The following is a 13,433-nucleotide window of genomic DNA, read 5'->3' as shown; positions in this document are numbered from 1 at the left end:
TGAACAGCGAAGAAAGAGTCCAATCAGCTACTGCGTCATTTGTTTATCACGAAACTCTTTCAGAAGTTGGAAACTTTTGTCCCAGCCTCTCCGTCACTCATTTACAAATTACAAACGAGCGTTTAATTCTTTGCTCAATTCTTCAAATCCTGGTTTTCCAAGAAGAGCAAACATATTTTTCTTATAAGCTTCTACGCCCGGTTGGTCAAATGGGTTAATCGCATTCAAATAACCAGAAATCGCAATAGCAAGTTCAAAGAAATAAATGGTGTAACCAAGAGTAAAAGCATCTTGCTCAGGAAGCGTTACATACATATTTGGCACATCACCATCTGTATGAGCCAGAAGCACACCATCTGTCGCTTTCTTGTTAACGAAGTCAACGTCTTTTCCTTGCAGGTAGCCAAGTCCATCTAAGTCTTCTGCCAATTCAGGAATCGTCACGTTCTTGCGTGGTTTGTCCACACGTACAACTGTTTCAAACATAATACGCGCACCTTCTTGGATAAATTGTCCAAGAGAGTGAAGATCTGTCGAGAAGTTGGCAGATGTTGGATAAATACCTTTTTGGTCTTTCCCTTCTGACTCGCCAGCTAATTGTTTCCACCATTCTGAGAAGTATTGAAGTGATGGCTCGTAGTTAACCAAAATTTCAGTTGCATAACCTTTGCGGTAAAGGATGTTACGAAGAGCTGCGTATTGATAAGCTTCGTTTTCTGCAATCTTGTCTGAAGTGTAATCCTTACGAGCAGCATTGGCACCTTCCATAAGGGCTTTAATGTCAGCGCCTGATGCAGCGATTGGAAGCAATCCAACTGCTGTCAATACTGAGAAGCGTCCACCGATGTCATCTGGAACGACAAATGTTTCCCAACCGTTAGCATCTGCTTCAACCTTAACAGCACCTTTTTGGCGGTCAGTTGTCGCATAGATACGTTTGTTAGCTTCTTCTTGACCGTATTTATTAATCAAGAGTTCTTTGAAGACACGGAATGCGATGGCAGGTTCTGTCGTTGTCCCTGATTTAGAAATCACATTGACTGAGAAATCTTTATCCGAAACGTATTCCACCAAGTCTGCAAGATAAGTAGATGAGATAGAATTTCCTGCATATAGAATTTGAGGAGCTTTGCGTTCTTCCTTGGTTTGCAAGTTCGCAAAATGATTGTTCAAGAAATCAATCGCTGCTTTTGCTCCAAGGTATGAACCACCAATCCCAATCACCACCAAAACATCGCTGTTTGATTTGATTTGTTCTGCTGCTTTCAAAATACGAGCAAATTCTTCTTTATCATAGTTTTCTGGAAGGTCAAGCCAACCACGGAAGTCACTTCCGGCACCAGTTCCTTTGCGCAATAGTTCATCTGCTGCAGAAACTTGCGTTTGCATATAGTCCACTTCATGCGGTGCAACAAATTTTCCAAGAACGTTTGAGTAATTAAATTGAATATGTGTCATTATAGTCCTCCAATTTTTCTTCCCTACTATGATACCGCTTTACCGCTTTTTTATCAAGCAATTTTCTTGACTAAAACGTTTCCAAATTGTTTTTTTATAGTTAACTTTCAAAAATCGCAATCTCATACCAATCTTGAAAGCAATCGTTTGCGTAAATAGCAAAAAAGTAAAAAAACGCTTTTAAATTTAAGTATGAACAAATTTTATCTAACAGCAAACTATAATCCGCACTCTAGAATAGCTATTGGAGAGCATAATTCCCACTCCTGCCAAACTATTTCTATATTCCATTTCGCTTTTTAAGTTCGTTTTTGCAAAGCAAAAAAGAGCACACAATTCACACTCGCTTAGGGCTGCTGGATTCCTCCCCTGACCCGCTTCACGCAGAATTGTTGCTCCGATAAGTATTATACCATAAATTTGTTTCTATGCCAATTAAGATTTTCCCTTCATCCAAAAAGAAAGGAAAAATAAACAGATAAATAAACCTAGAATCGCTGGCACCACAATTGTTAAACCAGCTCTCCCACTATCTAGATAAGACCAGAGGATTTTCAAAAAAGCTGTAAGAATCAAAAGTATTGCCAACAATTTCCAACTATGGAGCCAAGTTGCTCTAATCAGGAGCAGAAAGAAACTAATCACCAAAAAGACAAATAAAATTTTTTTGAGATTCCAATCCGCTTGTAAAAAATCTTGCTCATAAGTTAGAAACTCTTTTACCAAAGGAGAAGTCGTCTTTGGTTCCCAAAACCAAATCATACTGGTAAAAAGAGCAAAGATGCTAGCAGAAATTCCAAGAAGGCTCTTTCGATAGGAAAAATAGATAATCGGTAAAATGAGAATCGGACGGATATACCAAGATAGCTGGTTTTGATGACGTGTAAAAGCCCAAGCTTGAAATTCTACATTCCCTATCAGCAACCCAATAAACAACAATGTCAAAAGAAAGAATAAAATACTTAGCCAACGTTTCATCTCTGTCTCCTCTTTCTAAAAAAATCTTGCATCATCTGAGCACATTCTACCTCCAAAATCCCAGTTTCCAGTTCAACTCGGTGATTAAGACGTTCATCTGTTAGAATGTCATAAAGACTGCCTGCTGCGCCGAATTTTGGATTCTTTGCACCATAGATGACTTGCGGAATCCGTGCTAGCCCAATTGCACCACTGCACATGACACAAGGTTCAATAGTGACAAAAAGGGTCGTATCCAGCAGACGCCAGCTATGCTCATGCTGATTGGCTTTCTCAATCGCCATCACTTCCGCATGCATGACCGCTCGCTGCAATTCCTCACGTGCATTATGTCCACGACCGATAATCTTCCCGTCTTTGACAATAACACAACCAATCGGAATTTCATCATTAGCAAGCGCAATCTCTGCTTCTTTCAAAGCCTCCCGCATAAAAAATTCTTTTTCTTCAACTGTATAGTTCATCTTTTAACCGTCTAATCCTCTGTATGATAAAAATCTCCTAATTCATAAGTCGTGACTTCCCTGACATGAAGTTTATATTTGGCAACTAGATCCGCAATATCCTCACTATTGATTAAAGTAATGACTCTAGTCCCTTGACGAACTGCTTCAATAGCACTTCTTGAAAAATCAGAAGTTGTAATAAAAATACCATATTCTGCATTGTATTTATCCATTGCACCACGGAATTTATCAATCTCCGGAGAAGGAACATTGTTTTCCCAACGCTTTGCTTGGATAGCTACACGATTGGTTCTGAAGTCATCTGTACTAGTAATAAGCCAAAACCATCTAAACCACCATCATTAGTATAACTAACTCCAATTTTTTCATCTAGTTTGACACCCATCTCCTTGACTAGACCACGAGCAAAAGTTTCAAATTTTTGTGGTGACATAGATTTTAAAGCTCTTGTCAACTCAACTCTCCAATTTTCTTTTGAGTCATCTAGTGAATGTTTTAGTTCCTTTTCAAAGGATAACTTGAAGAATTGTTTTGACTTCTTCTCATTTTTCCAAAATTGAATGGCTTTCTGTTGAATATCGCTAGCAAAATGCTCATCCAGTTTCACTTTTCTACCTAATTCTGTCAATTCAAAAGTCGATTGCTTGGTTTAGAAAGATAGCCCGTGGTAAGTAAACTTTTGGCTGAAAAATTAAAAGTGTAATCATTAGGTTTATAAATTTTTCCACTTTTTTGAGACACTTTTTCTTCCTCAAAAAAATTTCTCCTCTATCGTATTTTCTCCCTTTTTAATAGCATCTAGCAACTCTCGTTTGGTTGCATAGCCACCTAGCTTTTTTAAATTCCCGATAATTTCACTTATCATTATTTTTTCCTGTTCTTTATTAGATAAATCTGTAAAGTTCATTATTTATCTCCATTTATTATATCATGTTATAAACCTGAAAATATAAAAAAAGCCACCTTTCGATGGCTTTCAGGAGATTATTATGAAAAAGTTTAGGATTTCTATCAAATAAAGTTAGGAGGTCTTCATCTGATGATTTTAGTATAACCCAGCTAGCTTAAAATTAACTTAAGAGAGAATCATTCTTTAAACTTTTTTATTGCGTCAATAAAAAGCGAGCCGAAACCCGCTTTGTCTGCTTCTATTACAAACTTGACCAAACACTTTCCAGGATATTCGTCTGTTCACGACCAGGACCGACAGAGAAAGTAGAAATACGAACACCGACCAATTCACTGACACGGCGGACATAGTTGCGAGCATTCTCTGGCAACTCTTCTAAACTGCGAACACCTGTAATATCTTCTGACCATCCCGGCAATTCTTCATAGATTGGCTTGCACCGTTTGAGCTGCTCCAAACTAGCTGGGTAATAATCAATGCGCTCACCATCTAAATCATAAGCGACACAGATTTTAACTGTATCAAGCCCCGTCAAAACATCAATCGAATTGAGAGAAAGATTGGTAATTCCAGATACACGACGGCTATGGCGCATAACAACCGAATCAAACCAACCAACACGGCGAGGACGTCCTGTTGTCGTTCCATATTCATGGCCAACTTCACGAATGTGGCTGCCTACTTCATCAAACAATTCTGTTGGAAATGGTCCATCACCAACACGACTGGTGTAAGCTTTGCAAACTCCGACAACTTTGTCGATTTTACTTGGTCCTACTCCCGAACCAATCGTCACACCACCTGCAACAGGATTAGATGACGTTACAAATGGATAAGTACCTTGATCGATATCTAGCATCACTCCCTGCGCCCCTTCAAAGAGCACTCGCTTGCCTTGATCAAGAGCATCGTTCAAGATAACAGAAGTATCTGTCACGTATTGTTTAATTTGCTGACCATATGCATAGTATTCCTCAAACATATCCTCAAATCTGATAGCTGTGCTATCGTAGAGTTTTTCAAAAAGACGATTCTTCTCAGCCAAATTCCTTTGCAAACGCTCTCTGAAAATATCCTTATCCAAAAGATCAGCAATTCGAATTCCCACACGAGCAGCTTTGTCCATGTAAGCCGGTCCAATTCCCTTAATAGTCGTCCCGATTTTGTTATCACCTTTTGCTTCTTCTTGTAAGCGATCTAACTCAATATGATAAGGTAGGATAACATGAGCACGATCTGAAATCCGAAGATTATCCGTCGTAACACCTTCTTCGTGCAAATAAGCCAATTCATGTACCAAAGATTTTGGATTAACCACCATTCCATTCCCGATAACAGAAATTTTATCTGGGAAGAAAATACCTGAAGGAATCAAGTGCAATTTATACTTTTTACCGCCAATTACAATGGTATGACCCGCATTATCTCCGCCTTGATAACGGGCAATGACTTCGGCATTGGCTGAAAGGAAATCTGTAATCTTTCCTTTCCCTTCATCTCCCCACTGGGTCCCTACAACAACAACTGATGTCATAATCTTGTCTGAGCTAAGTGCTCGTCCTTTCTTGTCTACATGGCAGGAGTCTCACCTGCAATTATATCTTATACTTTATTATAAGAAAAATTCCTTCTTTTTTCAAGATAAGACCACCATTGTTATTTGTAAATGACGAAGTTTGAACATCCCGCCTTTGTGAAATCTGTGTCTTATCTAAAAATATGAGCATTTTCTTTTAAAAAAGTTCGGAAAACGTAGTAGAAATTTGTCTTCTAAGCATTTTTATAATAGACTAAAAGTATTAGAAAACAAACAGGGATTTACCATGAACATCAATCATTTGTTAGAAAAAATAGCAGTAGATGCTCCTATTCTACAAGCCACTTTCGGATTGGAAAGAGAGGGCTTGCGTGTCAATCAAAACGGGAAATTAGCACAAACTTCTCATCCAAAAGCATTTGGCAGTCGCAATTTTCATCCAACGATTCAGACAGATTTTAGCGAGCAGCAGTTAGAACTCATCACTCCAATTGCTCCTTCTACAAAAGAAGCAAGGCGTTTTCTTGCTGCAATTACTGATGTGGCTGGACGAACCATTCCCAAAAACGAAGTGATTTGGCCACTCTCTATGCCCCCCAAATTATCGCCAGCAGAAATTCAAATCGCTCATTTAGAAAATGATTTTGAGCGCTATTATCGAGAGGGGTTGGCGAAAAAATATGGAAAAACACTACAAGCTATCTCAGGCATTCACTACAACATGGAGTTGGGACCAGACTTGATCCAAGCTCTTTTCAAGGTCAGTGATTACAAGAATATTCGTCTGTTTAAAAATGACCTCTATCTCAAATTGGCTCGAAACTTTTTACGTTTTCGCTGGTTTCTGACTTATTTATACGGGGCAGCACCAATTGCTGAGGAAGGATTCTTGACGAGAAAGATTTCTCAGCCTGTACGCTCTATCCGCAACAGTGATTTGGGATATGTAAACGATAAAAAGATTCACATTTCCTATGCTTCACTAGAGTCTTATGTAAGCGATATAGAGAAATACGTAGCACAAGGCGATTTAATTGCCGAGAAAGAATGCTACACACCCGTCCGCTTCCGTGGGCAAAAAGAAAATCGGCATTACCTAGAAAAAGGAATTACCTATTTGGAATTCCGCTGTTTTGACCTCAATCCTTTTGAAGTGCTAGGAATCAGCCAAGAGACCATGGACACGGTTCATCTCTTTTTGCTTGCCTTGCTCTGGCTAGATGATATAGCAGACCCTGATGAGATCCTAGAGCAAGCTCATGCTCTAAATGAAAAAATAGCTCTTAGCCACCCTCTGACTCCTCTGCCCGTTGAAGCTGATAGCGATCTGCTCCTTAGAGCCATGCAAGCTGTCATCCACCAGTTCGGATTAAGCTCCTATTATCAAGACCTGTTTCATCATGTAAAAAATGCAGTTGCTGACCCCAGTCTGACCCTTTCCGCTCAGCTCTTGTCTTATATTTATAACCAATCCTTAGAAGCCTTTGGTTTGGAAAAAGCCAAAGCATATCACAACTACGCCTGGACTGCTTCATACGCTCTGAAAGGCTACGAGAACATGGAACTTTCCACTCAAATGCTCCTTTTTGATGCTATTCAAAAAGGAGTGCAAGTAGAAATATTGGACGAAAGTGACCAGTTTTTAAAGCTTCAACATAAAAATCATATTGAGTATGTTAAAAATGGCAATATGACCTCAAAGGACAACTATATCGTGCCTCTTGCGATGGCAAATAAGACAGTGACTAAGAAAATTTTATTTGCTGCTGGTTTTCCTGTTCCTGCTGGAGCTGAATTTTCCACTCTGGAAAAAGGAATAGCTTACTATCCCTTTATCAAAGATAAGCAGATTGTTGTCAAACCCAAATCCACCAACTTCGGGTTAGGAATTTCTATTTTTCAGGAACCAGCCAGCAGAAACAGTTACCAAAAAGCATTGGAAATTGCCTTCTCAGAAGACAGCTCTGTTCTTGTTGAGGAATTTATCGCAGGAACCGAGTACCGCTTTTTCGTCCTAGATGGCAAATGTGAGGCGGTGCTCCTACGTTTGCCGGCAAACGTTAAAGGAGACGGTCAGCACACTATTCGAGAGTTGGTCGCTACGAAAAATACCAATCCCCTGCGCGGTCGAGATCACCGCTCTCCTTTGGAAAGAATCAAACTAGGAGAGATCGAGCTACTCATGCTAGAACAGCAAGGTTATAAAGCAGACGATATCTTACCAAAAGGAGGTCAAGTCTTTCTCCGTCGCAATTCTAATATTTCTACTGGCGGAGATTCAATAGATATGACTGAAGCTATGCATCCTTCCTACAAGAAACTAGCAGCAGAAATGGCAACTGCTATAGGAGCTTGGGTCTGCGGCGTGGATTTAATTATCCCGGATAGCACATTGCCAGCTAGCAAAAAAGAGCCCAACTGTACTTGCATTGAGCTTAATTTTAACCCATCCATGTATATGCACACCTATTGTGCAGAAGGACCCGGTCAAAGCATTACTCCTAACATTTTAGCGAAACTTTTCCCAGAAATCTATTAATCTTTATACCACAAAAAACGAGCAAAACAAACAGCTCGTTTTTTATATATAACTTTCGGATAAAAATAGAAAGGTTTGATAATGCTTCGCAGCTTACTCCCAGTCTCTTCCATGACCATGTTTGATTTCAAATTCAAAATAACCATCTTCTTGAATCTTTTTGAAAATGTCCCGATAGGCTTCTTCATCAAAAAACGGTCCTTTATAAAGAATTTCAAAACTTAAACCGTCGTATTCTAAGTAGGCATGTGAAGAGCGAAAGCCGTTTCGCCGATAGAAATCCATACGAGCTTTTCGCTGTTCCAGATTATCACAAGGCTCGTCAAGGCGTTCTACCTCTAAAACCATGGTCCCTTGATAAAAATCCACCAACTTATCAATAATTTTGCCGCCATAACCGTGACTGCGCAAATGAGGCATAATCGCAAAAAAGCTGATATAAAAGGCTCTTTCATTGTAAACTGAAAAGGCAAAACCGACAAATTCGTCGCCATCATAAAAGGCAAAGAAATGGGAATATTCCCCATCTCCATAGCGCAGCAACTCTGATAGCGGTGCACGCTCTTCCTCAGGAAAGGCTTCTATATTCAATCGCTCTACTTTTTCTAAATCTGGAAATTCAGCTGTAATAATCTGACTGGTTAAAGACATGATTTTCTCCCTTTTTAACTGCTTTTCTTTTATTTTATCAAAAATGAAGGTATTTGAGAACTATTGAACTAAAATTCACAATCATAAAAGAGGTCGGATTCTACCAACCTCTTTCGGAACTCTTAATTCATCACAATCATCGCTTTAATCGTTTTTCTATCAGCCATGTCTTTGTAGGCTTGGTCAATGTCTTCCAATTTGTAAGATTGAGTGAAAACTTTACCAGGATTGATTTGACCGTCTAGAACTGCTTTTAGCAAGATTTCTTTGTCATAAGTGGTACAAGAAGCCGGTCCACCAGCCATTGCCAAATTGACCATCCAGTAGTCACCGATATTGATGTCTCCTGTATGAGGTACACCGACTCGTCCGACAACAGCACCTGGACGAGCAACTTCCTATACTTCCATTCTCCCCAGCTTCACAAAAATTGCTGCTTTCATCTTATTGTTCCTTTCTCTATTAAAAAGATGATGCTCCACATTCATCAAAAAGATAAAACATTTACACTTTTATTATATACCTTGGAGTGCACTCTAAGTCAAGAAATTTTTGAAAAATCTTAGCAGTCCATGATTATTTTCAACCAAACTTTTTATTAAAAATATCGTTCAGTTCCGTCTTTGATACTTTTTTATGCTAAAATAGACTTAGAAATTTCAGAAGAAACGGGATTAGATAATTTATGTCCAGAAGAGATTATAGAAATATACGTTCTAGAAGATGGATTGGTATACTGCTTATTTTTATCGCAGTTGGTATTATTATGCAGTACCTCATCCCGATCCTCTTTGCTGTCGGGATAGGCTACGGAATTTACTACTATGCAACTCATAAGCAAAAAAAAATCACAGAGCCCAGCGCTAGTCAGCAAATTGAAGATTTGAAACAGGAAATCAAAGCTGCAGATAGTCGAATCAAACAGCTGGACAATTATCTGAAAGAAAAATCTTATGCAAATTACCAACAATTAGCTGATCAGCTCTTGCCTCAATTGAGTTATATTCAAGGCCGAGCTGACACCTTAAAAAAATATATCTCGCCTGAAATTTACCAGCGAATTCAACGGAAAGTGCAAAATGTAACAACCGATATCCATGAGCAACTACACAATCTTCGCGCTCAAACTTCCGAAAGTTTAAAATCAAACTTGGAGGAATTAGCACCTGAATTACTTGAAACTATTCACAATATTCAAATCGACCACGAAGCGATTCTCAAGAAAATTTCTCAGTCAGAAAGCAACAACAAGGAAGAATTAACTGCGATCCATCAGTCTCAAATGGAGCATTATGAGGATATTTTGGAAGGCTACCTAAAAATCAAGACCTCACCGAAAGATTTTTATAATGCAGAAGAACGACTTTCTAGCGCCAAAGCAGCTATTGAGCAGTTTGATTTAGACTTGGATGAAACACTCCGTCAGCTCAACGAGGTTGATTTACGAGATTTTGACATCAGCTTGCGGATTTTAACTAAAAAAGAGACGAACACAGAACTATAACATCAAAAGGAGACCTTATGAGCCAAGAATTTAACTTTGACATCGACAAAATCGCTAATAATGCCATTTCCAAAACAGACAGAACTACTGAAATCATCGAATCAACCGAAACACAAGCAAACGGACAGATGAACTTTTTGGAGAAATTAACTCCTGAACAACAAGATGCGATCATAGCAAAAGCCCCTCAGCTGGTAGATAACTTTATTTCCGATCAAAATACTCTTTTAGATTTTGGGCAGGCTGCAGTCGAAGAAGTTAATAATACTGTTAATCGCATTTTAGCCGAACAAAAGAAACTTCAAATCCCACAAGTAGATGAATTATTAAAAAACACCAACAAAGAGTTAAATGGTTTTGTTGCTAAATATAAGGATACTCAAATTGCAGAACTAGATAAAAAGCCAAATTTTTTAGAAAAACTCTTTAAACAAAGTAAGAACACCTTGCAAGAGTTCTATTTTGATTCACAAAATATTGAGCAAAAAATGGATAGTATGGCTGCCACTGTCGTCAAGCAAGAAGATCTGCTCGCACGCAATATCGTTTCTGCTGAAATGTTAATTGAAGACAACACCAAATCCATTGAAAATCTAGTCGGTGTCATTTCCTTTATCGAAGCCACTCAAAAAGAAGCTGGTGCGCGTGCCTCGACTCTTCAAAATGAGGTGGCACAATTAGATACTGCCACTCTTGATTACCAAACCAAATCACAAGAATTGGCTCGCTTAACTGAGGTTGTGAATACATTGGAACAACAACATACAGAATACATCAGCCGTCTATATGTCGCTTGGGCCACTACCCCGCAAATGCGTAATCTCGTAAAAGTATCTTCTGATATGCGCCAAAAACTTGGCATGCTCCGTCGCAATACCATTCCGACTATGAAGCTCTCTATCGCTCAACTAGGAATCCTGCAGCAATCAATGAAATCTGGTCAAGTAGCAGACGCTATTTCTAATGCCAACAATGCAGCGCTGCAAATGCTAGCTGAAACCAGCAAAGAAGTCATTCCACAAATGGAGAGGATTTCCCAAAATCCAACAATCGCTGTCGAATCCGTCACCAAATTAGCTGAAAGCTTAGTCGCTCAAAACCAAGGAATCATCTCTGCCATTGATAAAGGGCGGGAAAAACGCGCTCTCCTTGAAGCAACTGTAATCAAATCCGCTGAAACCATTAATGACTCTGTTAAATTACGCGACCAAAAAATTATCCAAGCTTTGCTAAATCAGGGAAAAGAAATCCAAAAAGAAGTGGATAAACCGACTACAAGTGAAACATAACGAGCTGAAACATGGAAGTAAGACAAAAATAAACTCTTGTGGTATGCTGTTTCATCCAAACAAAGTAACAGTATATAGCACTAACTCTTTGCCATGTAAATAATGACAACCTCGTCAATTATGTGGGGCAGGACAACAAAATCAATTTCTTACGAAATACCGATTTTTGTCCCGCTCCCTTTTCTTTTTTTATGTTACAATAAAGGGTATGGACAAGATTATTAAAACAATTTCAGAAAACGGAGCTTTCCGAGCTTATGTACTAGACAGCACTGAAACCGTTCGGACAGCTCAAGAAAAACATCATACTCAGGCCAGCTCAACTGTAGCACTAGGTCGCACACTCATTGCCAGTCAAATCCTTGCTGCAAACGAAAAAGGAGATACAAAAATCACCGTTAAAGTACTAGGGACAAGCTCTCTCGGTGCGATTATCACCGTCGCAGATACAAAAGGTACTGTCAAAGGCTATGTGCAAAATTCCGGTGTGGACATTAAAAAAACTGCAACAGGTGAAGTGTTAGTTGGACCATTCGTTGGAAATGGCGAATTTCTCGTTATTACGGATTATGGAACTGGAAATCCTTATCATTCTATGACTCCACTCGTTTCTGGTGAGATTGGAGAAGACCTTGCATTCTATCTAACAGAAAGTCAACAGACTCCTTCAGCCATTGGCTTGAATGTACTACTAGATACCGACGACAAGGTCAAGGTTGCTGGCGGATTTCTCTTGCAAGTTCTCCCTGGTGCCAAAGAAGAAGAAATCACCCGCTTTGAAAAACGAATCCAAGAAATGCCTGCTATTTCAACACTTTTGGAATCTGAAAACCATATTGAAGCCTTGCTTTCAGCTATCTATGGCAACGATCCCTACAAACGCTTGTCAGAAGAAGAGCTCCGCTTCCAATGTGATTGCAGCAAAGAACGGTTTTTAAATGCCCTCTCAAGCCTACCTAAGTCAGATCTTGAAGAAATGCGAGATGAAGACCACGGCGCTGAAATCACTTGCCAATTCTGCCAAAGTACATATCATTTTGACGAAAAAGACTTGGAGGAACTCATTCGTGACAAATCTTAATACCGCTTTTTTGATTGGTGATGTAAAAATTCCCAACCGGACTGTTCTTGCTCCCATGGCAGGCGTCACCAATTCAGCTTTTCGGACGATTGCAAAAGAGCTGGGTGCAGGTCTTGTCGTCATGGAAATGGTCTCAGACAAGGGCATTCAGTACAACAACGAAAAGACACTTCACATGCTGCATATTGATGAAGGAGAACATCCCGTTTCCATTCAGTTGTTTGGGAGTGACGAAGATAGTTTGGCACGTGCAGCCGAGTTTATCCAAGAAAATACCCAAACAGATATTGTGGATATCAATATGGGCTGTCCTGTCAATAAAATTGTCAAAAACGAAGCCGGAGCAAAATGGCTCAAAGACCCAGAAAAAATCTATTCTATTATCAATAAAGTTCGTTCTGTTCTAGATATTCCGTTAACCGTGAAAATGCGTACTGGTTGGGCAGATGCCTCACTAGCTGTGGAAAATGCTCTTGCAGCTGAAGCTGCTGGTGCGGCAGCGCTGGCTATGCATGGACGTACACGCGAGCAGATGTATACTGGGCACGCTGATCTTGAAACCCTCCACAATGTTGCGCAAGCCTTAACCAAGATTCCTTTTATTGCCAGTGGCGATATTCGTACTGTCCAAGATGCTCAACAGCGTATAGAAGAAGTGGGGGCAGATGCTGTCATGATTGGGCGCGCTGCTATGGGCAATCCGTATCTTTTTCATCAGATTAACCACTATTTTGAAACAGGAGAAATCCTGCCTGATCTCAGCTTTGAGGATAAAATGCAAGTCGCTTACGATCATTTGAAACGTCTAATTGACCTCAAGGGCGAGCATATCGCCATTAGAGAATTTCGTGGCTTAGCACCTCATTACCTCCGCGGAACAGCTGGTGCTGCCAAACTCCGCAGCGCTATTTCCCAAGCCAACAGTCTTGCAGAAATTGAAGAATTGCTACAAGTTTAAACATTAAAAAAACACCAATCATCTGGGAAATTATTCCTAAATGGTTGATGTTTTTTTATTA

Annotated in this window: 13 protein-coding genes, 1 other RNA gene and 1 pseudogene; 5 read left to right on the top strand and 10 right to left on the bottom strand. The window is 39.6% G+C overall.

The annotated features are described in order from the left end of the window. Positions 1 to 108 precede the first annotated feature (108 nt). The 8 genes from HMPREF1514_RS04275 to HMPREF1514_RS04250 form a co-directional block, all read right to left on the bottom strand. The gene (locus HMPREF1514_RS04275; RefSeq protein WP_037597504.1) at positions 109 to 1,458 is read right to left on the bottom strand and encodes a glucose-6-phosphate isomerase; all 1,350 of its coding nucleotides are present in this window, start codon (positions 1,456 to 1,458) and stop codon (positions 109 to 111) included. A 310-nt stretch (positions 1,459 to 1,768) separates the two neighbouring features. Further along, positions 1,769 to 1,867, bottom strand: an RNA gene (ffs, locus tag HMPREF1514_RS09185) — signal recognition particle sRNA small type. 26 nt (positions 1,868 to 1,893) lie between these two features. Further along, positions 1,894 to 2,436, bottom strand: coding sequence for a hypothetical protein (locus HMPREF1514_RS04270; protein ID WP_003030614.1), 543 nt, complete (start codon positions 2,434 to 2,436; stop codon positions 1,894 to 1,896). Then, positions 2,433 to 2,900, bottom strand: coding sequence for a tRNA adenosine(34) deaminase TadA (tadA, locus tag HMPREF1514_RS04265; RefSeq protein ID WP_037597502.1), 468 nt, complete (start codon positions 2,898 to 2,900; stop codon positions 2,433 to 2,435). The genes HMPREF1514_RS04270 and tadA overlap by 4 nt, the downstream gene beginning before the upstream one ends. A gap of 11 nt (positions 2,901 to 2,911) precedes the next feature. Beyond that, positions 2,912 to 3,178, bottom strand: coding sequence for a restriction endonuclease (locus HMPREF1514_RS09680; protein WP_232216476.1), 267 nt, complete (start codon positions 3,176 to 3,178; stop codon positions 2,912 to 2,914). Between the two features lie 2 nt (positions 3,179 to 3,180). Next, a complete protein-coding gene (locus HMPREF1514_RS09675; RefSeq protein WP_006269715.1) occupies positions 3,181 to 3,510 on the bottom strand; it encodes a restriction endonuclease in 330 nt (109 codons plus the stop codon). A 144-nt stretch (positions 3,511 to 3,654) separates the two neighbouring features. After that, positions 3,655 to 3,810: a hypothetical protein gene (locus tag HMPREF1514_RS09670; protein ID WP_232216475.1), complete on the bottom strand. Its 156-nt coding sequence runs from the start codon at positions 3,808 to 3,810 to the stop codon at positions 3,655 to 3,657. A gap of 244 nt (positions 3,811 to 4,054) precedes the next feature. Continuing rightward, positions 4,055 to 5,347, bottom strand: coding sequence for an adenylosuccinate synthase (locus tag HMPREF1514_RS04250; protein WP_037597492.1), 1,293 nt, complete (start codon positions 5,345 to 5,347; stop codon positions 4,055 to 4,057). A 289-nt stretch (positions 5,348 to 5,636) separates the two neighbouring features. Between HMPREF1514_RS04250 and gshAB the strand changes: the two genes are divergently transcribed. Next, complete coding sequence (gshAB, locus tag HMPREF1514_RS04245) at positions 5,637 to 7,889, top strand: bifunctional glutamate--cysteine ligase GshA/glutathione synthetase GshB (RefSeq protein ID WP_037597490.1); 2,253 nt, start codon at positions 5,637 to 5,639, stop codon at positions 7,887 to 7,889. A 93-nt stretch (positions 7,890 to 7,982) separates the two neighbouring features. On the opposite strand, the gene HMPREF1514_RS04240 is transcribed toward gshAB, so the two are convergent. After that, positions 7,983 to 8,540, bottom strand: coding sequence for a GNAT family N-acetyltransferase (locus HMPREF1514_RS04240; RefSeq protein WP_037597488.1), 558 nt, complete (start codon positions 8,538 to 8,540; stop codon positions 7,983 to 7,985). A 122-nt stretch (positions 8,541 to 8,662) separates the two neighbouring features. After that, positions 8,663 to 8,938, bottom strand: a pseudogene (locus tag HMPREF1514_RS09665) (alcohol dehydrogenase); the annotation flags it as partial. A gap of 287 nt (positions 8,939 to 9,225) precedes the next feature. On the opposite strand from HMPREF1514_RS09665, the gene HMPREF1514_RS04230 reads away from it, so the two are divergent. The 4 genes from HMPREF1514_RS04230 (at position 9,226) to dusB (ending at position 13,372) form a co-directional block, all read left to right on the top strand. Beyond that, positions 9,226 to 10,044, top strand: a complete 819-nt coding sequence (locus tag HMPREF1514_RS04230; RefSeq protein ID WP_037597486.1) for a hypothetical protein — start codon at positions 9,226 to 9,228, stop codon at positions 10,042 to 10,044. A 17-nt stretch (positions 10,045 to 10,061) separates the two neighbouring features. Next, positions 10,062 to 11,333, top strand: coding sequence for a toxic anion resistance protein (locus HMPREF1514_RS04225; protein WP_037597483.1), 1,272 nt, complete (start codon positions 10,062 to 10,064; stop codon positions 11,331 to 11,333). 208 nt (positions 11,334 to 11,541) lie between these two features. Further along, positions 11,542 to 12,414: an Hsp33 family molecular chaperone HslO gene (gene hslO, locus HMPREF1514_RS04220; protein WP_037597480.1), complete on the top strand. Its 873-nt coding sequence runs from the start codon at positions 11,542 to 11,544 to the stop codon at positions 12,412 to 12,414. Next, positions 12,401 to 13,372: a tRNA dihydrouridine synthase DusB gene (gene dusB / locus HMPREF1514_RS04215; protein WP_037597478.1), complete on the top strand. Its 972-nt coding sequence runs from the start codon at positions 12,401 to 12,403 to the stop codon at positions 13,370 to 13,372. The genes hslO and dusB overlap by 14 nt, the downstream gene beginning before the upstream one ends. Positions 13,373 to 13,433: the final 61 nt, after the last annotated feature.

Origin of the sequence: Streptococcus sp. AS20 (assembly GCF_000524255.1) — a bacterium.
GTDB lineage: Bacteria > Bacillota > Bacilli > Lactobacillales > Streptococcaceae > Streptococcus > Streptococcus constellatus.
Note: the sequence above shows the minus strand (reverse complement) of the source record. Positions and strands in the feature narration are given on the sequence as shown.

Coding starts and splice junctions, on each gene's coding strand:
- tadA (WP_037597502.1), bottom strand. CDS start 2,900: ATGAACTATACAGTTGAAGAAAAAGAATTTTTTATGCGGGAGGCTTTG.
- HMPREF1514_RS04230 (WP_037597486.1), top strand. CDS start 9,226: ATGTCCAGAAGAGATTATAGAAATATACGTTCTAGAAGATGGATTGGT.
- hslO (WP_037597480.1), top strand. CDS start 11,542: ATGGACAAGATTATTAAAACAATTTCAGAAAACGGAGCTTTCCGAGCT.
- HMPREF1514_RS04250 (WP_037597492.1), bottom strand. CDS start 5,347: ATGACATCAGTTGTTGTTGTAGGGACCCAGTGGGGAGATGAAGGGAAA.
- HMPREF1514_RS04270 (WP_003030614.1), bottom strand. CDS start 2,436: ATGAAACGTTGGCTAAGTATTTTATTCTTTCTTTTGACATTGTTGTTT.
- HMPREF1514_RS09670 (WP_232216475.1), bottom strand. CDS start 3,810: ATGAACTTTACAGATTTATCTAATAAAGAACAGGAAAAAATAATGATA.
- HMPREF1514_RS04225 (WP_037597483.1), top strand. CDS start 10,062: ATGAGCCAAGAATTTAACTTTGACATCGACAAAATCGCTAATAATGCC.
- HMPREF1514_RS04240 (WP_037597488.1), bottom strand. CDS start 8,540: ATGTCTTTAACCAGTCAGATTATTACAGCTGAATTTCCAGATTTAGAA.
- HMPREF1514_RS04275 (WP_037597504.1), bottom strand. CDS start 1,458: ATGACACATATTCAATTTAATTACTCAAACGTTCTTGGAAAATTTGTT.
- gshAB (WP_037597490.1), top strand. CDS start 5,637: ATGAACATCAATCATTTGTTAGAAAAAATAGCAGTAGATGCTCCTATT.